The organism is Bacillus sp. NTK074B, from assembly GCF_017303375.1.
Classification (GTDB): domain Bacteria; phylum Bacillota; class Bacilli; order Bacillales; family Bacillaceae_B; genus Rossellomorea.
The window spans coordinates 1-23995 of the sequence record NZ_JAFKOH010000009.1 but is presented as its reverse complement, the minus strand read 5'-3'; the positions used below and the strand labels follow the sequence as shown (position 1 = coordinate 23995).

Below are 23995 nucleotides of genomic sequence, written 5' to 3'. Positions count from 1 at the left end.
CAGAGCCTACCCGGCACTTTAAAGTGGCGTTACATTAATAGATTGTATCCCCAAGTTTCCTCCGCACCTGTCACGGACCGGCAAATATACTAGAGTGACAAACATACATTTTGCTAGATTTAGGTGAAAAACCAGTCCACTTCCATAGGGGTGAATATACATATAGGGAATGGGACATGCAACCGTGCATGCCAATCATTTAGAAAGGAGAATAAATATGTCTTTCACGATAGGAATGACGATATTTGTATTCGTGATGACGATGGTAGTGATTTTTTTGAGGCCCGGTGGAATGAATGAGGCATGGCCGGCAGCCATAGGCGCGTTGGTCATCTTTATGATGGGGATTGTATCCTTATCTGACGTTACCGATATCATTGATAAAATAGGGGGGGCATCCATTACGATTATGGCAACCATTGTCATGGCAGTCATTTTAGAAAGCTTCGGTTTCTTTCATTGGGTGGCTGCCCGCATGGTGAAGTTGTCTAAATACTCAGGATATCGTTTGTATTGGTACATTCAATTGCTGTGTTTCACTATGACCCTGCTATTCAATAATGACGGCAGTATTCTCATTACAACCCCCATCTTGATATTGCTTCTTAAAAATCTTCGACTCAAACCACATGAAATGATTCCGTATCTATTGAGTGGTGCCCTGATTGCCACTGCTTCGAGCGCTCCGATCGGAGTAAGTAATATTGTGAATCTGATTGCATTGGAGATTGTTCATATGAGCCTCTACATGCATACTGCCATGATGTTTGTACCTGCGACATTGGGATTGGTGTTCATGTCACTGCTGATGTTTTTCGTGTTAAAGAATAAGCTGCCGAAGACATTACCCAAATCCAGTTATGATGTGGAAGAGCGATTTTTCACGAAAAATTTCCATCCATTAAAAGGGGCAATTTCCGTCGAAACAAAGAAAAAGAGGACAGCCTTCATGTTGAAAGTGTTACTGTTTGTCTTCATCATGCGCTGTCTCCTCTTCGTCGCTTCCTTCTTCGCAATTCCAATTGAATTGGTTGCGGTACTTGGGTCAATCGTGCTCCTGTTATGGAGATGGTACCATTTGGGCACGAACCCGTTGGATATTTTGAAGAAAACACCCTGGCATATCCTGATCTTTGCGTTTTCCATGTACGTCATCATTTATGGATTGCATAATGCGGGGCTGACGGATATGCTGGTTGCATTCTGTGAACCGATCGTCAACCAGGGACTCTTGCAGGCGAGCTTCACCATGGGGGGATTGGTTTCAATTCTTTCGAATGTCTTTAATAATCACCCGGCACTCATGGTCGGAACGATTACACTGACGGAAATGGGGCTGGATCCCATTACGCTCAAGACGATTTATCTTGCCAATGTCATCGGCAGTGACATCGGTTCCCTACTGTTACCGATCGGCACCCTGGCATCACTTATTTGGATGCATATCCTCAGACAAAACCATATTAAAGTCAGTTGGAAGGATTACTTAAGTGTATCCTTGATCGTTATCCCAGCTGCAACGGTGGTTTCTCTATTTCTGTTATTCTATTGGGTACAAATGGTGTTTGCATGAAGAAAAAAAGCGGAGAACATTGGATTGTTCACCGCTTTTTCTTTATGCTCTATTTTACATTCTAACCCTTTCATCTAGCCAATAATTTATGATTCTTCACCAAAGTCACCGCTTCTTCATCGGCAATCACCGTCACATTGGAATGACGGTTCAGGACAGAAGCGGGAAAGTCCTCTGAAATGGTTCCTTCCACTAACTTTTTCATAGCCTCCTGCTTAGAATGACCCGAGACGAGAAGAAGGATTTCTTTACTTTTCAAAATAGTTGCGATACCCATCGTAATGGCATGTGTCGGAACTTCGTCAATGGAATTGAAATAACGGGCATTGGCCTCACGTGTGGATGGTGTAAGCTCTACAATATGAGTGGGTGAATCAAAAGAAGTCCCCGGCTCATTAAATCCGATATGTCCATTGCTTCCAATTCCGAGTACCTGAAGGTCGATTCCTCCCTCTGATTGGATTTTCACATCATACGCTTCGCATTCCCCGTCGAGGTCAGCGGCTTTTCCTGAAGGAATATGGGTGTTTTCTAAAGGGATATCAATATGATTGAACAGTTTCACTTTCATATAATGACAATAGCTGTTGGGATGGTTGCCGGACAGCCCGATGTATTCATCCAGATTAAAGGAAGACACATGCTGATAGGACGTCTTATTTTCCTGATGGTCATTGATCAATGCTTGATAAAGACCCTGTGGTGTGCCACCTGTGGCTAATCCCAGTGTAATTTTATTATTTTTCTTCACTTTGGATAACAGATAGTCTGCCGCGACATGACTCATTTCCTGGTAGTCTTTTACTTCAATTAGTTTCATGAGTATCATCCTCTCGAAGATAGGCTGTTTTTCCTTTGCAGAGCGTTGTATACACATCTTTGTTTTCGTCCAGTATCACGATGTCTGCATCTTTAAGGGGAGCAAGGCTTCCTTTTCGGTCATAGACATGTAATTGCCTGGCCGGATTTTTTGAGGTCATTTTGATGGCACTCTTCATATCGGCCTTTGTGAATTCTTGAATGTTTGTAAAGGCATCTTTCATTTTCAGGACGCTTCCTGCCAATGTGTCCTCATCCAATAAAGCCTTTCCGTCCTTGACCGTCACCATCTGACCGCCGAGATCATACTGACCGTTCTTCAAGCATTTTGCTCTCATAGAATCGGTAATCAGGATTAAGCGTTCATCTGAAATTTGATTGAATGCGAGCTGAATCACTTCCGGTCGGACGTGGATGCCGTCTGAAATCAATTCCACCATTAATTCCTCTCGTAAGAAGGAGGCACCGACAATACCGGGCTCACGATGGTGTAACCCCGACATCTGATTGAACAGGTGGGTCACATGAGACAATCCGGCATTGATGGCTTCCCCGACTTCATCAAAGGTTGCGCTTGAATGTCCGACTGAAGAAATAATCCCATGTTCCTTTAAGTATTGGATCAATTCATATTCATCATCCAGTTCAGGAGCCAATGTGACTACCTTTATTTGGTCTTGGGATATGGCCTGCCAATGTTTAAATGTATCGACACTGGGCCTTTGGATCTGGTTGAGGGGCTGTGCCCCTGCTTTGCCAGGATGGATGAAAGGGCCTTCTAGATGGATGCCAAGAATTTCTGCCTGACCATCTTTTTGCCGCGATGACATATAGTCTGCAGTAGCCTTCAATGCTTTTTCGATTGCACCGGATTCTTCTGTCATGGTCGTAGCGAGAAAGCTTGTGGTTCCTTCTTTCGGAAGCGTCTTTGTCATTGTATCAAGTGCTTCCTCTGATGCATCCATAGTGTCGGCTCCATTTACTCCGTGAATGTGTATATCGATCATTCCCGGGATCACACTATATCCATGTGGGAGGTTTAGCTCTCTATACTTATCTGAATGTGTTAACTGGGAGAGGTCACCGATTTCGGTGATCAGTCCATTTTCTATTTTAATAAATCCGTTTTCATAGACGTCATCTTCTGCATAGATGTCTCCGCCTAGAATAAGCAGCTTTTCTGTATATAAGGTCACTGATATCACTCCTTCGAGTACATTACTCTTCTAACAATACCACCAGAGAGTATAGTTGTCTATACCAATTCGGGGATGGGGATATATATTTTTAGTGTAATAAGCGATAATGTGCTTGTGAGAGTAAAAATTTATGCATAAAATTGGTATAGACATCTATTCCTTTTTAATGATATGATTCTGCCTAAGCGCTTTCAATTGAAACTAAGGAGAGAATAGTATGTTAGGTTTTTTGCAACGAATCGGTAAATCACTCATGCTTCCCATCGCGGTCCTTCCGGCAGCAGCCTTATTGTTGCGCCTGGGTCAGGATGATCTAATGGGAATCGCGTTCATGTCTGAAGCAGGAGATGCCATATTTAAAAATTTACCCTTAATCTTTGCCATCGGGGTGGCCATCGGGTTTTCAAAAGATGGAAATGGTACAGCCGGGTTAGCCGGTGCCATCGGTTATCTCGTATTAACGGGAGGATTAAAGGCTCTGGACCCTGATGCCAGTATGGCGATATTCGGCGGAATCATTTCAGGGGTCGTTGCGGGGCTATTATACAACCGCTTCAATGATATTAAGCTTCCGTCATGGCTCGGCTTCTTTGGGGGAAGACGTTTCGTTCCCATCGTGACGGCTGCTTTCATGGTTATTCTTGCAGGTATATTCGGGATTGTCTGGCCGCCGATCCAGAGCGGAATCAATTCCATCGGTGAATGGATCATCGGTGCCGGGGCGACGGGAGTCGGTGTGTTCGGACTATTGAACCGCCTTCTGATTCCGGTTGGGTTACACCATGTATTGAATACACTTGTTTGGTTTGAATTCGGGACTTTCAAAGATGCGGCAGGGGAAGTTGTGAAGGGGGATATTCCTCGATTCTTCTCAGGAGACCCAACAGCAGGGACGTTTCAAACGGGATTCTTCCCAATCATGATGTTTGGTCTTCCTGCTGCTTGTCTTGCCATGATCGTGACAGCAAAAAAACATATGCGTGCCAATGTAGCGGGTATGTTAATCGGACTCGCCGTTACTTCCTTCTTAACAGGGATCACCGAGCCGATTGAATTCAGCTTCATGTTCTTATCTCCTGTCCTTTATGGAATCCATGCGGTTCTGACGGCGAGTGCCATGGTCATTACCTACGTGCTCGGCATTCATCATGGCTTCGGTTTCTCGGCAGGTGCCATTGACTACTTCTTGAACTTCAGTATAAGTCAAAACCTTGGATATTATTAGGAGTAGGGATCCTGTATGGAATCACCTACTTCCTCTTATTCACGTTCTTAATTAGAAAATTCGATTTAAGGACCCCTGGCCGTGAAGAGGATGAAGAAGGGGTTCCAGCAGAGAATTTAAGGGGAGATAGTAAATACGAAACCATGGCTTCCCATTTTCTTCAAGATCTCGGCGGAAAAGAGAACTTGGCAGCGATCGATAACTGTGCCACACGTTTACGTTTGAAGATTCATGATGTCACCCTTGTAGATCAAAAGGCATTAAAGGCTCACGGAGCAAAAGGTGTGATGAAGGTGAATGATAAAAACCTTCAGGTCATCGTAGGAACGGATGTAGAATTTGTCGCAGATGAGATGAGGAAATTACACTGAATGAAGAGGACGGGGGGAAGACCCGTCGGACTTTTTCTATAGACACCGTATAATAGTCTGTTATAAACAGTGGGAATATAATAAAATAGAACATACATCCGTTATATCGAAAGGAGAACAGTTCGTGGTTAATAAAAATTCTCCTCTTCCCTTGTATTATCAGTTGGAAGAACATCTTAAACAATTAATACAGTCTGAAGAGCTTAAGCCAGGAGATGCCTTGCCGTCTGAGAGAGAGCTTGCAGAATCGTTTAAGATCAGCAGGATGACCGTGAGACAGGCGATTACCAATCTTGTTAATAAAAATGTTTTATATAGAGAAAAAGGACGGGGGACATTCGTCTCCCATCGAAAGATTGAACAAAGTCTTCAAGGATTGACAAGCTTCAGTGAAGATATGAAGAGTCGGGGGCTTGAACCTGGGAATAAATTATTGCACTTTGAGGTTTCGCCAGCAGAAGATGAGATCCGGGAACTTCTTTCATTAGAGGAAGATGAACTTGTGTATACTATGAAGCGGATCCGCCTTGCCAATGGGGAACCGATGGCTCTGGAAACGAGTTATATACCTGTGAGACTGCTTCCTGGGTTGAATCAGGAAATACTCGGGAAATCACTGTATCATTACATCGAAAGCGAACTGAATCTTCATATCAGCCATGCCACCCAATCAGTGGAAGCGGCGACTGTGTCGGATGCCGACACGAAGCATCTGAAGGTGAAGAGCGGGGAACCGGTCCTTTTCATTCAACGGGACTCATTCCTCGAAGACGGTACCCCTTTTGAATTGGTACGCTCCGTTTACCGTGCAGATAAATATAAGTTTAAAATCAATTTGAATAGACTGTAAAAAAAGAGCAGGAGGCTAGCGAACCCGTTTTATAAGGGCTCCTGCTCTTTTTAGTCTTTATAGCCCTTTGGTTAGCAGTGGGATTCTCCTGCGGTACTTTTCAATCAACCGTTCGTTATGATCCTCTGCCCCATCTACATTTCCGCTCTTGAAGATAGGGGGGGCAAATCCTACTTCCGCCATATGTTCGATGGCGCCGGCCATGACGCTATTCAAAATCGCAGCTCCAATGACGGTCGATGAAGAGGAGAATGGAACGGCCACCCGTTCATCTTCCAGGACAGCATCACCCACAATGGAGTGGTTATTAATGGCAAGATCCGCTATTTCACTCAAAAATTTTCCGCTTCCATGTCTTGATGCTTCACTTTCAACGTAGGCAAAGGAACTGATGGATACCACATAAGCACCGATATCTTTAACGTGAAGAGCCACGTCGATGGGAACAGGATTTTTCCCGGAAGTGGAGATGACAATCACCATATCATGTTGCTGAATATCCTGTCCTTCCATGAATGTACCCGCATATTCTTTCGATTTTTCTAATTGTGAGGATCGTACGGCTCCTTCATGAAGCATGAGGGGCTCAATCAGGATCGGGTTGATTGGAACGAGTCCACCTGCTCTGTAGAAAACCTCTTCAGAGAGGATGTGAGAGTGACCGCACCCGAAGAGGTGGATGATGCCATCTTCTTGAATGCAAGAAGAAATTTTTTGGGCGAGTATCACCAATTTGTCAGCTTCTTCTGTTTGTACAATGTTCAGCTTTTCCTGGACTTTTTCAAAATAGGTAGAAATCATGATGGTCCCGCTTTCCTTGTTTTCTCTCAGCATATCATATGTAACATGAAAATCCTGAATCCACACACTTAACTGGTTCACTTTCCAACAACTCGTGGTAACATAATAGGTAATGAATAGTACGGAGGATATGTATGCGCATTTTTAGAATATTGAACAATAATGCTGTCGTAGTGGTGGACGGACCTCAGGAGAAGATCGTGATGGGAAGCGGGATCGCTTTCCGGAAAAAGAGGAACGATATTATTCCAAAGAATAAAATTGAGAAAATCTTTGTCCTTCATGAGCATTCATCCGAGAAATTCCAGCAGCTCCTGGCCACATTGCCTGAAGAACATATTGAGATCGCTGAAAACATCATCAGCCACGCAGAAGGTCATCTGAATGCCCCTTTAAGTGATCATATTCATATAGCCCTTACGGATCACCTTTCATTTGCTCTGGAAAGACTTCAGCAAGGAATACCCATTCAAAATAAGCTGTTAAACGAAATCAAGCTGCTTTATAAGAAAGAGTATGAAGTGGGCTTATGGGCAAAGACGGAAATCAAGGAGAAACTGGGCATCGAAATACCCGATGATGAGGCTGCTCACATCGCCCTCCACATCCATACGGCGAAGATGGATGCATCGTCCATGAGTGAATCATTGAAGCAGGCGACGATCCTGAGAGACTTTGTGGAACAGGTAGAGTCCATCTTGTCCATAGAGGTCGAGGAGTCGAGCATTAACTATCAACGCTTGATCACCCACCTTCGTTTTGCCTTGAACAGGATCGAACAGGGGGACCAGTTTGACCCCATTGATGAGGATATGCTTGATCTCATTCAGGTGAAGTATGTACGGGCATATGAATGTTCTGAACAAATCGCCGGGTACCTGGAAAAAGAATACGGTATTCAGTTCCCGCCATCAGAGGTCGCGTATATCGCTCTCCATATTCAGCGTTTGTTAAAGTGAATGGGTTGACGGTATCGCTTTCATCTTGTAGAATGAACTCATCCATTTCATACAGTAGGATTGTTACTGATTATGCAGGCAAGACCTAGAATCTTTAAGACGATACTGGTAAGCGTCTCACTTTGACCTACCTCTATCTTTTTAGGGATACTAGGTCTTTTTTTATTGAAATTTTTAAAACAGGAGGAATTCATGATGAACTATCGTGAAGTTGCAGAACAGCTTGTCCCGTTATTGGGCGGTAAGAGTAATGTGGTAAGTGCCACTCACTGTGCGACACGTCTGCGTCTTGTCATCGACGACGAAAGTCAGATAGAAAAGGGCGCCATCGAGGAATTGGATGGTGTGAAAGGGGCATTCTCAAGCTCCGGACAGTTCCAGATCATCTTCGGGACTGGGAATGTAAACAAAGTATTTGAACATTTTGCACCGCTTGTCGGAGCAACGATTGATGATAAGTCACCAACAGGTGAGACACACAGTGATGCAGCGAAACGGAAGATGAACCCGTTTGCCCGCTTTGCCCGTACACTCTCCAACATATTTGTTCCGATCATCCCGGCCATCGTAGCGGCTGGTATGTTGATGGGATTACTTGGCCTGATGAAAACGTATGAATGGGTCGATCCTGAAAGCGGTCTATTCGTCATGCTCGATATGTTCTCTTCTGCAGCCTTTATCATATTACCGATCCTTATCGGGATGAGTGCGGCGAAGGAATTTGGCGCGAATGGTTACTTAGGTGCGGTGATCGGCGGAATCATGACACATCCTGCATTACTGAACCCTTGGGGGCTTGCAGATGCACAGCCATCCACACTGGATTTCTTCGGATTCAGTGTTGAAATGCTTGGTTATCAGGGAACGGTCATCCCAGTATTATTAACGGTTTTTGTGATGGCAAAGGTTGAAAAGGGATTACGGAAAATAGTACCGAATGCCATAGATTTATTGGTGACACCTTTCTTGACTGTCATCTTTACAGGGTTTACAGCCTTACTTATTGTGGGACCACTTGGAAGAGTCCTCGGTAACGGTATCACCACGGTTCTGGATGTTGTCTACAATACGGCCGGACCAATTGCCGGACTCATCTTCGGTGGATTGTATTCCACCATTGTATTAACGGGCGTGCATCACAGTTTCCACGCCATTGAGGCTGAGCTGTTATCGAATATAGGAGGAAACTATTTGCTTCCAATATGGGCCATGGCCAATGTTGCACAAGGCGGGGCCACACTTGCTGTCTTCTTTAGAACGAAAAACAAGAAAACGAAAGAAATTGCAGTACCTGCAGCTGTCTCTGCTTTCCTGGGCATTACAGAACCGGCCATTTTCGGGGTTAACTTAAAGCACCGCCGTCCGTTTATCGGGGCAGCCATCGGGGGAGCACTTGGAGGTGCATACGTGGTATTCACACATGTGACGGCCAATGGCATCGGACTGACGGGCATCCCGATGTTTGCGATTGCTCAAGATCCGCTGAATTATGGAATCGGATTTATCATTGCTGTAGCAGGTGCCTTTACAGCAACCTTATTGCTGGGCTGGAAAGAAGAAGCAAAATAGATATCTTTATCCTTACCAGCGCCCCCCTCTGGTAAGGATTTGCTATATTTAAAGAAACTCTCATGGGAAGAGGAGGAACACACATGAAACAAGGTATTATTTCACTGGGTGAAGCGCTGATCGATTTCATCCCGTTGGACAATCAAAATATGACTTATCAAAAAAGTCCTGGCGGAGCTCCTGCCAATGTGGCTGTCGGCCTGGCCAGACTGGGCGCGAGGTCTACCTTTTTAGGGAAAGTGGGAGAGGACGTATTAGGGGAGTTCCTGAAGAATACTCTTCAGGAATATGGTGTCCGGACCAATCAAATGCTGCTGATTCCTGACGTTCGTACAGGTGCCGTATTCGTAACAAATGGAGAAGACGGGGAGCGCAGCTTCGACTTTTATATCGACCCGAGTGCCGACCGGTTCCTCCAAGAGAGTGATATAGATGAAGAAGATTTCATTTCCCATAGGATCCTTCACTTCGGTTCTATCTCCATGATCAGCTCCCCTGCGAAGGAAGCGACACATCATGCGGTGAAGGTAGCCAAAGAGAATGGTTTATTGGTGTCGTATGATCCCAATTTACGCTTGGGATTATGGGATTCCGAGGAGAAGGCCCGGGAAACGATCAAGAGCATGCTCTCTCAAGCGGATGTGGTGAAGATCTCTGAAGAAGAACTCGAATTCATCACCGGTGAAAAAGAAATTGGAGCGGGTGTGGTGAAACTAAAAACGTATAATATCCCTTTCTTGATTGTCACGATGGGCTCAGAAGGAAGCTATGTGTATGTTGGTGGAGACCGTGAGTATGTACCGGCCATGAAGGTGAAAGCGGTGGATACAACAGGTGCAGGGGATGCCTTTGTATCCGGTATCCTCCATTCCATTCACGAATACAAAGGGAGCATTGAATCCTTATCAATCGAAGAAGCAGCGAGCATGGCCCGGTTTGCAGCCGTATCAGGAGCGCTTGCGGCCTCCACCAAAGGGGCGATGACCGCTCTTCCTTCCTTAGAAGAAGTAAACCATCATCTTGAGAAAGGTGAGAGACGATGACAAATGATGAACAGCTCCGCAGACAAGCCTATGAAGAGATGAAGAAGCACAAGGGAATGGTGGAACAGGATCCCTACCGTCTTCATTATCACATGATGCCGCCTGTTGGATTATTGAATGACCCGAACGGATTCATCCAATTCCAAGGGGTCTATCATCTTTATTACCAGTGGATGCCTTTTAAAACGGGACATGGTGCGAAATTCTGGGGCCATTATTCGTCAAGGGACTTAGTGAACTGGACACATGAAGAAATCGCCCTTACTCCATCAGAATGGTTTGAGAAAAACGGTTGTTATTCCGGCAGCGCCATCGAACATGACGGGAAGATCTATGCGTACTATACTGGGAACGTGAAGGATGCGGAAGGGAATCGTGAAACCTACCAGTGTTTGGCCCTTTCAGAAGACAGCATTCATTTTGACAAAAAAGGTCCCGTCGTTCACCTTCCTGAAGGATTTACCGCTCATTTCCGCGATCCGAAGGTGTGGGAGCAGGATGGGGCATTTCATATGGTGGTAGGTGCACAGACGAAAGAGGTAAAAGGAGCCGTCGCATTGCTGAGCTCTGAGGATCTAATGGCTTGGGAATACCGGGGTGTCCTTGCAGGCGGAGGGGAAGGCAGGCTTGCCGACTTCGGTTATATGTTTGAGTGTCCTGACCTTTTTAAGCTGGGAGATCAAGATATCCTTGTTTTCTCACCCCAGGGAATAGAACCTGCCGGAATGAAGTATCAAAATGTGTATCAGGCAGGCTATGTTGCCGGACGCTTTGATTCAGCTGCCGGAACCTTTGAACACGGGGATTTCGAAGAATTGGACCGGGGCTTTGACTTCTATGCCCCACAGACGACAGTCGACGGTCAGGGACGCCGTATCCTGTTCGCCTGGATGAGTGTACCTGATCAGAATGAACAGGATCATCCCACCATTGCACATAAATGGCTTCATACGATGACGATCCCCCGTGAGTTGAAACTTGTCGAGGGGAAGGTGAGGCAGGTACCCCTTAAAGAAATGCAGGATTTAAGAGTCGGAACAGTGATCGAGCACAAGGTAGAATTGTATCAAGAAACCCGGGAACTCATTGGAGTGAAGGGAAAAGCGTTAGAATTGGAAATGACGGATCTGTCTATTACTGAAGGTTGGTTTGATATTACTATTGGAGGTGGGATCAGGCTTGTTTTTTCTGCCGGGGAGCGGATTGTGACACTTGAGCGCAAAAGTTATGTGAATGGAGTGGTCGAGAAGCGTCAATGTTCAGTGAAGAATTTGCATTCACTAAGGGTGTTTGTCGACACGTCTTCCATTGAAGTATTCGTCAATGAAGGAGAGGAAACCTTCACAGCCAGGTTCTACCCATCACCTAACAATGATACGGTTCGATTTGAAGCGTCACATAAGGCTGTTTTTACCATTCGAAAATGGAATTTGAAACATGTAAACTAATAGTAGACTGCCGCTCTGGCAGTCTATTTCCTTTTTCATCAGTCATGATAGATGGTATAGTAAGATAATATAAAACGGATTTCATGAAAGGATTTTTTCATCATGACCTATAAAATGATCGTACTGGATTTAGATGATACATTATTGAGAGATGACCAAACGATTTCAGATCGTACAAAGGATGCTCTCCTTCAAGCTCAGGAAGCAGGGGTGAAGGTCGTCCTGGCATCCGGCCGTCCTACCTATGGAATGCGGTGGGTAGCGGAAGAATTGAAACTGAATCAATATGGCAGCTATATCCTTTCCTTTAACGGATCAAAAATCATAGATTGCAAGACAAACGGGGAAAAATACAGTCGCACACTTTCACCTGAAACGGTACATCGCTTATACGATATAAGTAAGCGTGAAAATGTAGGTATTCTGACTTATGCAGAAGACGCCATTATAGTAGAAGAAACCAATCCATTTGCTTCTATAGAAAGTGATCTTACAGGACTTCCGGTGAAGATCGTCCCTGATTTTAAGGAAGCCATCACAGGACCGGTTGTTAAAGCCCTTATGCTAAAAGAAGCGGACCGCTTGGTGGATGTGGAGAAAAAACTTCAAACCGAACTTGACGGTGAACTGAGTGTGATGCGATCGAAGCCGTTCTTCCTTGAATTCACCCAGCTTGGTGTAACAAAAGGAGCAAGCCTCGATTACCTGATCAAGCCTATGGGGATTGCTTCAGAAGAAGTAATAGCCATAGGGGACAGCTATAACGATCTCACGATGATTGAATTTGCCGGCCTCGGGGTCGCAATGGGAAATGCACCGCAGGATATTAAAGAAAAGGCGGACTATGTCACAACTTCAAATATGGAAGATGGCGTAGCGGAAGTCGTTGAAAAATTTGTTCTGAATCAATTATCCAGAGTTTGATGATGAGTTGGTGACCGGGAACCCTTTTGGGGGATTCCGGTCTTTTTTTGTCTGCTGTGTAATAAAAGGGAAAAAATGTATATAATGATCCGATCTATGATACTATTAATAGAAACCATTAAGTGGAGGACAGGCTATTGAAAGTTATAGGAGGAATACTGCTTACATTTTTATTTTCCGTGATAGGGATCATCTTTATAGGGGGATTGCCCGTGCTGCTCTCGGGTATCGGAGACCGTGAATTAAGAATAAGTGAGTACTGGCAGTCCATAATGGAAATCGTCTATGCCTTGTTTCATACAGGGGATTTGACCTATATGGTGATTGGTGGACAAAAGGAAAGAGATTTATTTCCGTATTTGTGGGAACCGATCATTTATTCACTGATCATTCTATTTTCCGCGTTTCTTCTCGCAAGCTTCTTAAGTATTCTCTTCACGATCCTCACCATGTTGTTTTCCCAAAAGATCCGAAACCGGATCAAGTTCTGCTTTTACCTTTTTGAATCGATTCCAGATGTTCTGGTGATTTTACTTTCCCAGATCCTCATCCTAACCCTGTACAAAAAGACAGGGATCCTATTTTTTGAAATTGCGTCTGTCGCGACGGAAAAAATCTATCTCCTTCCTATCATAGTGTTGGCGGTTATACCGACGGTTCAGCTATTCAGGGTTTCGATTCTTTCATTTGAAAATGAAGAAAGAAAAGACTATGTGACGCTGGCTCAATCAATCGGATTGGGGAAACTCACGATCTTAACTTTCCACATATTAAGAAATGCCATCATATCTGTCTTTTTTCAATCGAAGAAAACGGTGTGGTTCATGCTGTCGAACTTATTCGTTCTGGAACTGCTGTTTAATATTGCCGGGATTACCCGCTTCCTGAAGTCGACACTGCAGCCGAAAATGTTTACGATCGCCATCCTTTCAATCTTCATTCCTCTATTTATATTTTATACGGTGGGAGAAAGGGTACTCTCGAAAAAAGCCAATAAAGGGGAGGAGATTTAGTATGAAGAAAAGTGTCTGGAGAAATCCGTTCTTTCTTATTGGATTCACCTTCATTGCCGTAATGATCGTGTCAAGCATCGTTTATTCCATGGTATGGGGCAACGAGGTTCGCAGGCTGTATTTCATTTCTGTAGAAGGATCTGTCGTGGAGTCTTCCCCGATTTCCCCTAAGTGGCTATTTCCATTCGGGACCGATGCCCAGGGACTGGATATGTTCGGCAAAATCATCATCGGTGCGAAGTATACGATTCTTACGGCATTCGTCATTGCCTTCTTACGGGTATTCTTGGCGATTCCATTAGGGGTGATACTGGGAACGTACCTGATGAGATATAAAAAATATATCAACGGTTGGATTGATTCCTTCCATTACATTCCGTTAACGATTCTCGCTTATTTCCTGCTGTTCCCGGTCCTTTGGGAGCCATTTGACGGGTTTTCCAATTCCATCGCGGAGCGTTTCGTCATCGAAATTCTCATTCTGACCCTACTTATCGTACCGATTCTGTCTACTCTTCTAGGGAATGAAGTGTCACTATTGTATAAACAGGAATTCATTATGAGCGCCAAAACCCTTGGTGCCGGAAAATGGAGAATCATTTTCAAACATATCCTGCCCTCAATGAAAGAGAAGCTTTTCCTATTGTTAGGACAACAATTCATGCAGACACTCATTATTTTGATTCATCTGGGGTTACTCACATTGTTCCTTGGCGGTACCGATGTGGACTATCAGTTGGTTCCCGACCCACCCAGGTCGATTACGTATGAATGGTCCGGTCTCATAGGGGACTCCTTCCGCTACCTTCAAGGGGCACCATGGATCCCCCTGACGCCGATCCTGTTTTTTTCAGCTACTATGTTATCCGTTTCCCTCATGATTGAAGGGTATGTACAGACAACGAACGGGCGGTCTCATTACAGAGAGAAATTCAAAGCGGCTTATCGCCCCGTGAAGGAAAAGGAGATGAGACAATTGAATAAGTCTGATTTTCAGAAGATAAATATGTGAAAGAATGGAGCATAATAAAGGATGGGTGCAACGTAAGATATTGGTAAAAAATTCATTCACTCTAAATGTTTCATGTAAATGGATATGGGGAATAAGTTTACACTGAGTAAACAAAGCGCCGGTTTTCATGTTCAGCCCCCGAAAATGGGAATAGTTGGACAGTTCACTCGTTGTTCAATTTTTAAATATCCTGATAATCCTTTCAGGACAAGGTATCTGCGTCATTAACGGCAGGGATTGTCGAATCTCCATGAAATATTTTTGTTACATTTACTGCAAATTGTTATACACATGAAATTAATTTTTGTTATAATACTCGTTGTTGATTCAAATGAATTTACATTTGCTGAACATTTTCTTAATGAATTTACATTCATAGATGCTCTAACTTAAATACAAAAGTAAAAAGGTGATGAAGTATGAACTTCTTTAAAAGACAATTTGAAGATATGCGCACTGGGAAGTTATCGTTCTTCTTTACAGTCGTAGTATTATTTTGGATTAAGACCTATGCAGTATATTTAGCTGAATTCAACCTGGGAATACAAAATGCGCTTCAGCATTTTCTTTTATTTCTAAACCCGTTAAGTTCGGCACTTTTATTCTTTGCCATCGCATTATTCTGGAAAGGCAAGGGGCGGTATATCGCATTCATCGTCATTAACTTCCTGATGTCCTTTGTCCTGTATGCAAACGTCGTATACTATCGTTTCTTTAATGACTTTATTACAGTACCGGTATTACTTCAGGCGAAGACGAATAACGGACTTGGCGGCAGTGCACTTGAACTCTTGAATCCTGTCGACATCCTGTATTTCTCTGACCTGTTCATAATCATCGGACTGATGGTCCTGAAGAAAGTTAAACCGCAGGAAAAGCTGCGCTTCCGTTCAGTATTTGCGGTTATGACATCGGCAGTCCTGGTGTTCCTGCTGAACCTTGGCCTTGCGGAAATCGACCGTCCAGAACTATTGACACGAAGCTTTGACCGTAACTATCTTGTGAAGTATCTTGGTACTCACAACTTTACGATCTACGATGTCATCCAGAACTCCAAGACGTCTGCTAAGCGTGCCCTTGCAGACAGTAATGAAGTTTCAGAAGTAGAAAACTATGTAAAAGCAAACAAAGTGGAACCAAATCCTGAATACTTCGGTAAAGCAAAAGGGAAAAACGTCATTTATGTTTCAATGGAATCCCTTCAGAACTTTGTCATTGGGAAAGAAGTCAATGGTCAAGAAGTAACGCCATTCCTTAATTCATTAGTGGAAAAAGAAGATGCGATCTACTTCGATAACTTCTTCCACCAGACGGGTCAAGGGAAAACATCGGATGCTGAATTCATCATGGAAAATGGATTATTCGGTTTACCTCAAGGTGCCGTTTACATGACGAATGCCAATAACACATTGCAATCAGCGCCTGGGATCTTAAAAGGTGAAGGATATACGTCAGCGGCGTTCCACGGAAACTATAAGACTTTCTGGAACCGTTCTGAAATGTATCGCACGATGGGATATGATGAGTTCTACGATGCAACGTATTATGATATGAGTAAACCTGAAGAACAGCTTCCGTATGGACTGAAGGATAAGCCTTTCTTCGAAGAGTCCATGCCGATGCTTGAGAAATTACCAGAGCCCTTCTATACAAAATTCATCTCACTTTCCAATCACTTCCCGTTCGACCGTCATGAAAATGATACGGACTTCGAACCAGGGCAATATGGAGATGGAGTTGTGAACCGTTATTTCCAAACGGCCAATTATATGGATTCCGCTTTGGAGCAATTCTTTAATGATTTAAAAGAAAGTGGTTTATATGATGATACCGTCATCGTCCTTTATGGTGACCACTATGGTATCTCCGAAAATCATAACAAAGCAATGGAACAAGTCACAGGCGAAGAAATCACAGATTTTAAAAATGCCCAGCTTCAACGTGTTCCTTTATTCATCATCGCTCCTGGAGTGAAGGGTGAAGTCAACCACACATATGGTGGTCAAGTCGACGTCCGTGAAACGTTATTCAACCTTCTTGGTGTGGATAACAAAGACTACATCAGCTTCGGTCAAGACTTATTGTCAAAAGAACGTAAGCAGATTGTACCGTTCCGTAACGGTGACGTCATTACACCTGAATACTCTGAAATTAAAGGAGTATGTTATGATAACGAAACAGGTCAACCTGTTGAAGAAGGAAGCAACGCATGTGAAGATGTGACGAAGGAAGCTAATAAGCGTCTGGAACTATCAGACAAGGTCGTATATGAAGACCTGTTACGCTTCTACAAGCCTGAAGGTTATAAACAAATCGATCGTTCAGATTATCAATATATAAACCCGAATCCGAAGAGCACAGAGAATCCTGAGGCAAATCAGGAAGGCTCTCACGAGTAATTTTGGCAATCACAAGCCAGCCCTTTTCGCCATGATGGCGGAGGGCTGGCTTTTTTGTTGTGGGCTTAATGAGGCTGGGGGTTCAGCTGCTGACTATTTGTGGGGAATCAGCTGCTGAAATATAGAGGAAGTGAGACTGCCGAATTTCTAAGGCCATCTCACCTGCTACATACACCACGGAATTCACCAGCTGAATATCCTTCAAAAACAGCAGGTACACAAAGGACACGCAAGATACGATGATCACTTATGACTGTTATTTAACAGATATTGACCGAAAATGATTATTTTTGGTTGATTTTTGCAAGCGTTATCATTATAATAAGGATAACAACAAGCGGAGAAAGAGGGAAAATACCATGTTAACCGAGGAACGGTATCGAATCATTTTAGATTTGTTGAAAGAGAAGGAAGCCATTAAGATTCAGGATATCGTGGATGCTACAAATGCTTCCGAGTCAACGATTCGCAGGGACTTAACTCAGCTGGAGGAGGGGAAATTCCTTAAACGGGTCCACGGTGGTGCATCCAGGCTTCAAGGAAAGCTGAAAGAATTGAGCGTCTCTGAAAAATCATCCAGAAACTTTCATGAAAAGCAGGTAATCGGTCAATACGCAGCCTCTCTGGTGGAAGAAGGAGACTGCATTTATCTGGACGCTGGAACAACAACGCTGACTCTCATCGACCATCTACCTGAAAGTGATATTGTTGTGGTCACAAATGGGTTGACCCATGGGGAAGCCTTAATCCAAAAAGGCTTTAAAACCTATATGATCGGAGGATGCATTAAGCCGGTAACAAAAGCGATGGTTGGAAGTGGAGCCATCGATGCTCTTCGTCAATACAGGTTTGATAAAGCCTTTATGGGGGCGAATGGCGTCCATGAACAATATGGCTTTACAACACCTGACCCGGAAGAGGCACAGGTGAAGCGCGTGGCGGTTGAGTTGGCGAGGGAAGCCATGTTTCTTACAGACGGGACAAAATTTGGAGAAATTGCTTTCAGCAAGATTGTGAATCTCGATAGAGCGATGATCATCACAAACGGAATGGATGACGAGCACCGCACAACGATGATGAAACAAACGACGATAAAGGTTGTGACACCATGATTTATACATTAACGCTAAATCCATCTGTGGATTATATTATGGAACTGGACTCCTTTCAAAAAGGTGGTCTGAACCGGAGTAGGATGGAAAGTGCCCTTCCAGGGGGGAAGGGAATCAATGTCTCACGTGTCTTGAACGTATTAAATGTCAGTAGCGTGGCTCTAGGGTTTGCAGGAGGATTTACCGGTGAGTATATTAAACGATTTTTAGACAAGGATGACGTACGCACCGATTTTGTGGAGGTAGACGAAGCATCACGCATCAATGTAAAGGTGAAAGCGGACGATGAGACGGAAATCAACGGCAGGGGGCCTTCCATTACCAAGGAGCATATCGGACGGCTTCTCGATCAGATATCATCCTTAACATCGGATGACATGGTAGTACTGGCAGGAAGCATTCCAGGATCAGTACCTAAAACATTTTATCAGGAGATTGCCGCTCAATGTCAAAAGCAAGGGACGAGAGTGGTCATCGATGCTGAAAAAAACTTGATTCAACCGGTTCTTGGCTTGAAGCCATTTCTCATTAAGCCCAATCATCATGAACTTGGAGAGATGTTTGACACTGAAATCGCTACCATTGATAAGGCGGTTCATTACGGTAAGAAACTTAGGGAATATGGGGTGGAAAATGTCATGATCTCCATGGCTGAAAAAGGTGCGCTCTTACTAACGGAGAACGAAGTATTTTATTCTTCTGTACCAAAAGGAGAATTGAAAAGTTCAGTAGGTGCTGGGGATTCAACCGTTGCAGGATTCCTTGCCGGCCTGTCGAGGGGCTGGAGTGTTGAAGAATCTTTCCGATTAGGAACGTCAGCCGGATCAGCGACCGCTTATTCCATTGGGCTTTGTTCAGCTGATAAAGTGGAAAGCTTATTTGAAGAAATTCAGATTACGAAAATATAGAGGGGGAATCACAGATGAGAATTACTGATTTGCTGACGGAGGAGACGATTCAGCTTGATCTATCATCTCGGACGAAAGATGGCGTCATCGATGATTTGGTATCCGTTTTAGATAAGAGTGGTAAACTGCAAGACCATAAAGAATTTAAAAAAGCAATTTTGAATCGTGAAGCCCAAAGCACGACAGGTATCGGGGAAGGAATCGCCATTCCTCATGCGAAGACATCTGCTGTTAAGTCTCCGGCCATTGCGTTCGGTAAATCAGAGGAGGGAGTAGACTACGAATCCCTTGATGGTGCACCTGCCCATCTATTCTTCATGATTGCAGCGACAGAGGGAGCGAATCAAACCCATCTTGAAGCATTAAGCCGGCTCTCATCCATGCTGATGGATATGAACGTCCGTCAAGGACTTCTTAAGGCAAAATCGAAAGAAGAAATCCTGGAGATCATTAACCGTCACGATGAAGATGAAGAAGAAGCTCCACTTGAACAGGCAGACACTGGAGAAATGATCCTTGCGGTAACCGCCTGTCCCACTGGTATTGCCCATACCTATATGGCAGCAGATGCCCTAAAGGCCAAGGCAAAAACGCTTGGCTTGAAACTAAAGGTAGAGACCAATGGTTCAGGTGGGGCAAAGAGTGTCCTTACTTCACAGGAAATTGAAAGGGCTACAGCCATCATTGTCGCAGCTGATACAAAAGTGGAAATGAACCGGTTCAAAGGAAAACACGTCATAGAAGTACCGGTGGCAGAAGCGATCAGACGTCCTGAAGAACTATTGAATAAAGCGGTGAATAAGGATGCTCCTCTATATAACGGGGGGAATCAAGGGAAAGAAACCAATGAGGGGCCTGAGAAGAAGCAAAAGTCCGGATTTTATAGGCATCTGATGAATGGTGTATCCAATATGCTTCCCTTCGTTGTCGGGGGAGGGATACTGATTGCGATCTCATTCCTATTCGGAATACAGTCAGCCAATCCCGATTCTTCGGAATACAATGAATTTGCTGCTATCTTGAATACAATCGGGGGAGGTAATGCCTTTTACCTGATGGTTCCTGTCCTTGCAGGATTCATCGCCATGAGTATTGCTGACAGGCCCGGATTCGCTCCTGGTATGGTTGGCGGGTTAATTGCAGCCACAGGTCAAAGTGGGTTTTTAGGTGGAATCATCGCCGGTTTCTTGGCGGGTTATGTGGTACTTGGAATCAAGCGGTTGACGCATAATTTCCCTCCGGCACTGGAAGGGATCAAGCCCGTATTGATTTACCCTTTACTCGGTATCTTCATCACTGGATTCATCATGCTCCAATTCCTCGTGGAACCCTTAAGTGCCGTCAATACCGGCATACAGAACTGGCTGGACGGTCTCGGAACAGGGAATCTGATCTTGCTTGGATTAATTCTTGGTGGAATGATGGCCGTCGATATGGGAGGACCGATCAATAAAGCGGCATTTACCTTTGGTATTGCCATGATTGAAGGTGGAAACCTTGCTCCCCATGCAGCGATCATGGCAGGAGGGATGGTTCCTCCCTTAGGCTTGGCAATGGCTACGACAATATTCAAGAATAAATTCAATGATAGTGAGCGAAAAGCAGGTATTGCGGCTTACTTTATGGGGGCATCTTTCATTACCGAAGGAGCGATTCCATTCGCTGCAGCCGATCCATTCCGGGTAATTCCATCCATTGTAACAGGTTCAGCGATTGTCGGGGCCTTGACCATGTTCTTTGGGATCGGGCTGCCTGCACCACATGGCGGATTATTCGTCTTTCCGGTTGTAGAAGGAAATCCTTTCTTATATCTTCTGGCGGTGCTGGTCGGGTCATTGATCACAGCACTTATGGTCGGGCTTTTAAAGAAACCGATTAAATAAGCACGCAAAGAACCAGGTGAACCTATGTTTACCTGATTCTTCTATGTTTAGTGAGATACTTGGAGAGGCAGAGTCTTACTGAAAAATGAAAAACGGGAGGATAAAGGCCCTCCCGTTTTCAAGCTATAGACTTTCAATCTCCACATCTATTATTCCTTCAATATCAGAAATGGTATAGTAGATGTCCACCGTCTTTTTCCTAAAGTCGACAATGATTTTTAACTCCAATAGGTGCTGCTGATTTTTTAAGTCTTTAATTCTAATGTTTTCAATGGCAATCTCTTCGGCTTTGATTCTTTCAATGATGGATTTGATTTCCCGTTTTTCTAAAATGGTGGCTCTTAGGGATAATTCTTTCTCTCTCAGGCGTTTTGGCCCCAAATAGGTGATGATAATTGGTACCACTTCCACCGAAACGATCAAGAGGATAACCCCGGCAGTTGCTTCGATATAAAAGCCCGCACCGACGGCAATCCCAATACCGGCGGCTCCCCAGATCATGGCTGCTGTAGTCAATCCGGAAATACTGTCGTTCCCCCTCCTGAGAATGACACCCGCTCCTAGGAATCCAATTCCTGAAACAATCTGGGCGGCCAAACGAAGTGGATCCATGGTTATATTCACTTTGTCAGATCCCTCAGCCAAGTAGGCCGATTCGATGGACACAATGGTCAACAAACAGCTCACTATACAAATGACCAGTGAGGTCTTCAGACCCACAGGCTTTCTTTTTAATTCTCTCTCGAGGCCGATGATCAATCCTAAAACGGCCGACACGCCAAGTTTTATCATAAAGGTCGTATCCAATAGCTCCATCCGTTCCCCTCCAGTCCTCTAAGCCTTCTCCCGGAAAAAACTGTAGTAATTAGACCTGACTGATTATAAAATAAGAGCAATGAGTACCACAGATCAGGAGGTCTACCATGACAGAAACAAAGATTAACCCTTACCTCATACTTGCTATTGGAGTCATCTCCGTTTCTACGTCTGCCATTTTAGTGAAGGTATCGAGTGCACCGGCAGGCGTATTGGCATTTTATCGACTGTTTTTCACAGTTCTTTTAATGTCCCCGGTATTTTTCTTAAAGTATGTGAAGGAATTGAAACTTATTACTCTGAAGGATTGGATGTTTTCAATTCTGGCGGGAGTATTTCTGGCTTTTCACTTTATACTGTGGTTCGAGTCTTTGCAATACACTTCGGTGGCTAGTTCCACTGTACTGGTCACGTTACAGCCGTTATTTGCATTTATCGGAGCTTACTTATTCTTTCAGGAGAAGTTGACAGGGAAAGCTCTTCTATCTGCTGTCTTAGCCGTGGTTGGCAGCTTCATTATCAGCTGGGGGGACTTCCGGATCAGCGGGAGTGCCCTTTGGGGTGATATATTAGCATTGGCGGCATGTGCCCTCGTGACGGGATACCTTTTATTCGGTCAGGCAATCAGAAAGCGGTTGTCCCTTATTACGTATACTTATCTGGTATATGTCATCAGCTCAATCGTCTTATTCATTTATGCCCTTGCCCGCTCGGAAAGCCTAGGTCCATACCCTAAAGAGGATTGGATCTATTTCCTCCTTCTTGCCATCATCCCAACCCTTCTGGGGCATTCATTATTCAACTGGTCGTTAAAATGGTTAAGCACTTCAACCATATCAATGGCCATCCTATTTGAGCCAATTGGTGCTTCCATCCTTGCTTACTGGCTCTTAGGGGAAAAAGTACTCGTGACTCAAGTAATAGGAGGGATCGTGATCATCATCGGTGTCACTCTCTTCCTAATAGAAGAAAGGAGACTTAAGAAGATGGTTCAACATGTCGGTAAGGTGAATACAGATGCACTTTAGAAAGGCTGAGTTGCATGACGCGAAGGGGTTGGCGTTCGTCCGTGTTCATAGTTGGAGAACGACCTATCAAGGAATCGTTTCCGAATCATATCTCCAATCCCTATCCATTGAAGAAAAAGAAGAAAAGTGGGGGCGAATTCTCTCAGGAGCTCACGACACGTATGTCTGTGTGATCGAAGACAATAAAATCGCCGGTTTTGTTTCAATCGGGAAAGAGCGTTCAGGTGAATACGAAGGCGAGTTGTATGCGATCTACCTTTTAAAGGAATATCAAGGCAAAGGGATTGGAGAGAAATTATTTGAAATAGCCATCAGAGAGCTGAAAAAGCAGGGATTCAATTCTATGTGGATATGGGTGCTGAAAGAAAACCCCTCAAAGCATTTTTATTACAGATACAAACCTGAATTGGTGAAAGAAGAGAAATTAAAGATAGGAAATGAACTTCATCAGGAAGAAGGTTTGCTACTGAACCTGAAGGAAAAAGAGTAAGGAGTCGCGCTCCTTACTCTTTTTTTAATACATCAGGATATTCATGAAAATACGTATGTAAAACCGGAAAATACAAATGCCATGACAACTGACATGATAAAAGTCATTCCCCTTACAGGAGTTGTGCTTTCACAGATGATGAGGGCTTGTACATAGGAATACGCAAATAGATACACAGCCATAATGAAAGATAGAAATAATGCAACGTCTGGAAGCATGTAGTGGGATCTCCTCTCAGATATGCGTAGTAATCCTATATATATGAAGTGGGACCGTTTCACAGAACATGACGATACTTTATTAATTTTTTAAAGTTTTCCTTAAAAATATATTGCAATAGCATTAACAGCGTGTTATATTAATAAACGTCGCTGATACAGCAAATTACATCTTGAAAAAATAAATGAAATAAGCTATTGACGCGAGAGTGAATGATGTGTTAAATTAATAAAGTCGCTTCTTTAAGGAGTGGACAAACATTGAACCTTGAAAACTGAACAAAACAAGACAATACGTCAACGTTAATTCTAGATTTATTTTTAAAGAGCTATTC

Annotated in this window: 20 protein-coding genes and 1 pseudogene; 16 read left to right on the top strand and 5 right to left on the bottom strand. The window is 43.9% G+C overall.

Annotated elements, in window-relative coordinates; genetic code table 11:
• Positions 1-217: 217 nt before the first annotated feature.
• Complete coding sequence (locus JI667_RS15260) at positions 218-1573, top strand: arsenic transporter (protein WP_206856704.1); 1356 nt, start codon at positions 218-220, stop codon at positions 1571-1573.
• A gap of 70 nt (positions 1574-1643) precedes the next feature.
• Here the strand turns inward: JI667_RS15260 and nagB are convergent, their stop codons facing one another.
• Together nagB and nagA are read right to left on the bottom strand one after the other, a co-directional pair.
• Positions 1644-2393: a glucosamine-6-phosphate deaminase gene (gene nagB / locus JI667_RS15255; protein WP_206856703.1), complete on the bottom strand. Its 750-nt coding sequence runs from the start codon at positions 2391-2393 to the stop codon at positions 1644-1646.
• A complete protein-coding gene (gene nagA / locus JI667_RS15250; protein ID WP_206856702.1) occupies positions 2380-3588 on the bottom strand; it encodes an N-acetylglucosamine-6-phosphate deacetylase in 1209 nt (402 codons plus the stop codon). The genes nagB and nagA overlap by 14 nt, the downstream gene beginning before the upstream one ends.
• A gap of 220 nt (positions 3589-3808) precedes the next feature.
• Here nagA and nagE point away from each other — a divergent pair.
• Positions 3809-5187: pseudogene (nagE, locus tag JI667_RS15245) on the top strand (N-acetylglucosamine-specific PTS transporter subunit IIBC).
• Between the two features lie 124 nt (positions 5188-5311).
• A complete protein-coding gene (locus tag JI667_RS15240) occupies positions 5312-6037 on the top strand; it encodes a GntR family transcriptional regulator (protein ID WP_206856699.1) in 726 nt (241 codons plus the stop codon).
• Positions 6038-6094: 57 nt separating this feature from the next.
• Here JI667_RS15240 and JI667_RS15235 read toward each other — a convergent pair whose 3' ends face one another.
• Positions 6095-6838, bottom strand: coding sequence for an SIS domain-containing protein (locus JI667_RS15235; RefSeq protein WP_206857044.1), 744 nt, complete (start codon positions 6836-6838; stop codon positions 6095-6097).
• Positions 6839-6972: 134 nt separating this feature from the next.
• Here JI667_RS15235 and JI667_RS15230 point away from each other — a divergent pair, with 134 nt between their 5' ends.
• From JI667_RS15230 to JI667_RS15180, 11 genes are all read left to right on the top strand, one after another.
• Positions 6973-7797: a PRD domain-containing protein gene (locus tag JI667_RS15230; RefSeq protein ID WP_206856698.1), complete on the top strand. Its 825-nt coding sequence runs from the start codon at positions 6973-6975 to the stop codon at positions 7795-7797.
• Between the two features lie 195 nt (positions 7798-7992).
• Complete coding sequence (locus JI667_RS15225) at positions 7993-9366, top strand: sucrose-specific PTS transporter subunit IIBC (protein WP_206857042.1); 1374 nt, start codon at positions 7993-7995, stop codon at positions 9364-9366.
• An 83-nt stretch (positions 9367-9449) separates the two neighbouring features.
• Positions 9450-10409, top strand: a complete 960-nt coding sequence (locus JI667_RS15220) for an aminoimidazole riboside kinase (RefSeq protein WP_206856697.1) — start codon at positions 9450-9452, stop codon at positions 10407-10409.
• On the top strand, positions 10406-11857 hold the full coding sequence (locus JI667_RS15215; RefSeq protein WP_206856688.1) for a glycoside hydrolase family 32 protein: 1452 nt from the start codon (positions 10406-10408) through the stop codon (positions 11855-11857). Before JI667_RS15220 ends, JI667_RS15215 begins: the two co-directional genes overlap by 4 nt.
• A 102-nt stretch (positions 11858-11959) precedes the next feature.
• Positions 11960-12781: a Cof-type HAD-IIB family hydrolase gene (locus tag JI667_RS15210; RefSeq protein ID WP_206856680.1), complete on the top strand. Its 822-nt coding sequence runs from the start codon at positions 11960-11962 to the stop codon at positions 12779-12781.
• Positions 12782-12918: 137 nt separating this feature from the next.
• Entirely contained in the window at positions 12919-13794 is an 876-nt protein-coding gene (locus JI667_RS15205) for an ABC transporter permease subunit (RefSeq protein WP_206856678.1), read from the top strand.
• 1 nt (position 13795) lies between these two features.
• The gene (locus tag JI667_RS15200; RefSeq protein WP_206856677.1) at positions 13796-14806 is read left to right on the top strand and encodes an ABC transporter permease subunit; all 1011 of its coding nucleotides are present in this window, start codon (positions 13796-13798) and stop codon (positions 14804-14806) included.
• A gap of 419 nt (positions 14807-15225) precedes the next feature.
• Positions 15226-17205 (top strand): LTA synthase family protein, encoded by a 1980-nt coding sequence (locus JI667_RS15195; RefSeq protein WP_206856675.1) that lies wholly within the window; start codon positions 15226-15228, stop codon positions 17203-17205.
• Positions 17206-17564: 359 nt separating this feature from the next.
• Positions 17565-18317 (top strand): DeoR/GlpR family DNA-binding transcription regulator, encoded by a 753-nt coding sequence (locus JI667_RS15190; protein WP_206856674.1) that lies wholly within the window; start codon positions 17565-17567, stop codon positions 18315-18317.
• Positions 18314-19225 carry a 1-phosphofructokinase gene (gene pfkB / locus JI667_RS15185; RefSeq protein ID WP_206856673.1) on the top strand — a complete coding sequence of 304 codons (912 nt, stop codon included), beginning with the start codon at positions 18314-18316 and terminating at the stop codon, positions 19223-19225. The genes JI667_RS15190 and pfkB overlap by 4 nt, the downstream gene beginning before the upstream one ends.
• Positions 19226-19239: 14 nt before the next feature.
• Positions 19240-21108 (top strand): PTS fructose transporter subunit IIABC, encoded by a 1869-nt coding sequence (locus JI667_RS15180; RefSeq protein WP_206856672.1) that lies wholly within the window; start codon positions 19240-19242, stop codon positions 21106-21108.
• A 123-nt stretch (positions 21109-21231) separates the two neighbouring features.
• Here the strand turns inward: JI667_RS15180 and JI667_RS15175 are convergent, their stop codons facing one another.
• Entirely contained in the window at positions 21232-21924 is a 693-nt protein-coding gene (locus tag JI667_RS15175) for an MgtC/SapB family protein (RefSeq protein WP_206856671.1), read from the bottom strand.
• Between the two features lie 107 nt (positions 21925-22031).
• On the opposite strand from JI667_RS15175, the gene JI667_RS15170 reads away from it, so the two are divergent.
• Together JI667_RS15170 and JI667_RS15165 are read left to right on the top strand one after the other, a co-directional pair.
• Positions 22032-22952, top strand: coding sequence for a DMT family transporter (locus tag JI667_RS15170; protein ID WP_206856669.1), 921 nt, complete (start codon positions 22032-22034; stop codon positions 22950-22952).
• The gene (locus JI667_RS15165) at positions 22942-23442 is read left to right on the top strand and encodes a GNAT family N-acetyltransferase (RefSeq protein ID WP_206856667.1); all 501 of its coding nucleotides are present in this window, start codon (positions 22942-22944) and stop codon (positions 23440-23442) included. The genes JI667_RS15170 and JI667_RS15165 overlap by 11 nt, the downstream gene beginning before the upstream one ends.
• A gap of 41 nt (positions 23443-23483) precedes the next feature.
• On the opposite strand, the gene JI667_RS15160 is transcribed toward JI667_RS15165, so the two are convergent.
• The gene (locus tag JI667_RS15160; RefSeq protein WP_206856665.1) at positions 23484-23660 is read right to left on the bottom strand and encodes a hypothetical protein; all 177 of its coding nucleotides are present in this window, start codon (positions 23658-23660) and stop codon (positions 23484-23486) included.
• Positions 23661-23995 lie beyond the last annotated feature (335 nt).

Bases quoted from the DNA above. Each gene is read 5' to 3' on its own strand.
- JI667_RS15260 (WP_206856704.1), top strand. From the start codon at position 218: ATGTCTTTCACGATAGGAATGACGATATTTGTATTCGTGATGACGATG.
- nagB (WP_206856703.1), bottom strand. From the start codon at position 2,393: ATGAAACTAATTGAAGTAAAAGACTACCAGGAAATGAGTCATGTCGCG.
- JI667_RS15235 (WP_206857044.1), bottom strand. From the start codon at position 6,838: ATGATTTCTACCTATTTTGAAAAAGTCCAGGAAAAGCTGAACATTGTA.
- JI667_RS15230 (WP_206856698.1), top strand. From the start codon at position 6,973: ATGCGCATTTTTAGAATATTGAACAATAATGCTGTCGTAGTGGTGGAC.
- JI667_RS15225 (WP_206857042.1), top strand. From the start codon at position 7,993: ATGAACTATCGTGAAGTTGCAGAACAGCTTGTCCCGTTATTGGGCGGT.
- JI667_RS15220 (WP_206856697.1), top strand. From the start codon at position 9,450: ATGAAACAAGGTATTATTTCACTGGGTGAAGCGCTGATCGATTTCATC.
- JI667_RS15215 (WP_206856688.1), top strand. From the start codon at position 10,406: ATGACAAATGATGAACAGCTCCGCAGACAAGCCTATGAAGAGATGAAG.
- JI667_RS15210 (WP_206856680.1), top strand. From the start codon at position 11,960: ATGACCTATAAAATGATCGTACTGGATTTAGATGATACATTATTGAGA.
- JI667_RS15200 (WP_206856677.1), top strand. From the start codon at position 13,796: ATGAAGAAAAGTGTCTGGAGAAATCCGTTCTTTCTTATTGGATTCACC.
- JI667_RS15195 (WP_206856675.1), top strand. From the start codon at position 15,226: ATGAACTTCTTTAAAAGACAATTTGAAGATATGCGCACTGGGAAGTTA.
- JI667_RS15190 (WP_206856674.1), top strand. From the start codon at position 17,565: ATGTTAACCGAGGAACGGTATCGAATCATTTTAGATTTGTTGAAAGAG.
- pfkB (WP_206856673.1), top strand. From the start codon at position 18,314: ATGATTTATACATTAACGCTAAATCCATCTGTGGATTATATTATGGAA.
- JI667_RS15180 (WP_206856672.1), top strand. From the start codon at position 19,240: ATGAGAATTACTGATTTGCTGACGGAGGAGACGATTCAGCTTGATCTA.
- JI667_RS15175 (WP_206856671.1), bottom strand. From the start codon at position 21,924: ATGGAGCTATTGGATACGACCTTTATGATAAAACTTGGCGTGTCGGCC.
- JI667_RS15170 (WP_206856669.1), top strand. From the start codon at position 22,032: ATGACAGAAACAAAGATTAACCCTTACCTCATACTTGCTATTGGAGTC.
- JI667_RS15165 (WP_206856667.1), top strand. From the start codon at position 22,942: ATGCACTTTAGAAAGGCTGAGTTGCATGACGCGAAGGGGTTGGCGTTC.
- JI667_RS15160 (WP_206856665.1), bottom strand. From the start codon at position 23,660: ATGCTTCCAGACGTTGCATTATTTCTATCTTTCATTATGGCTGTGTAT.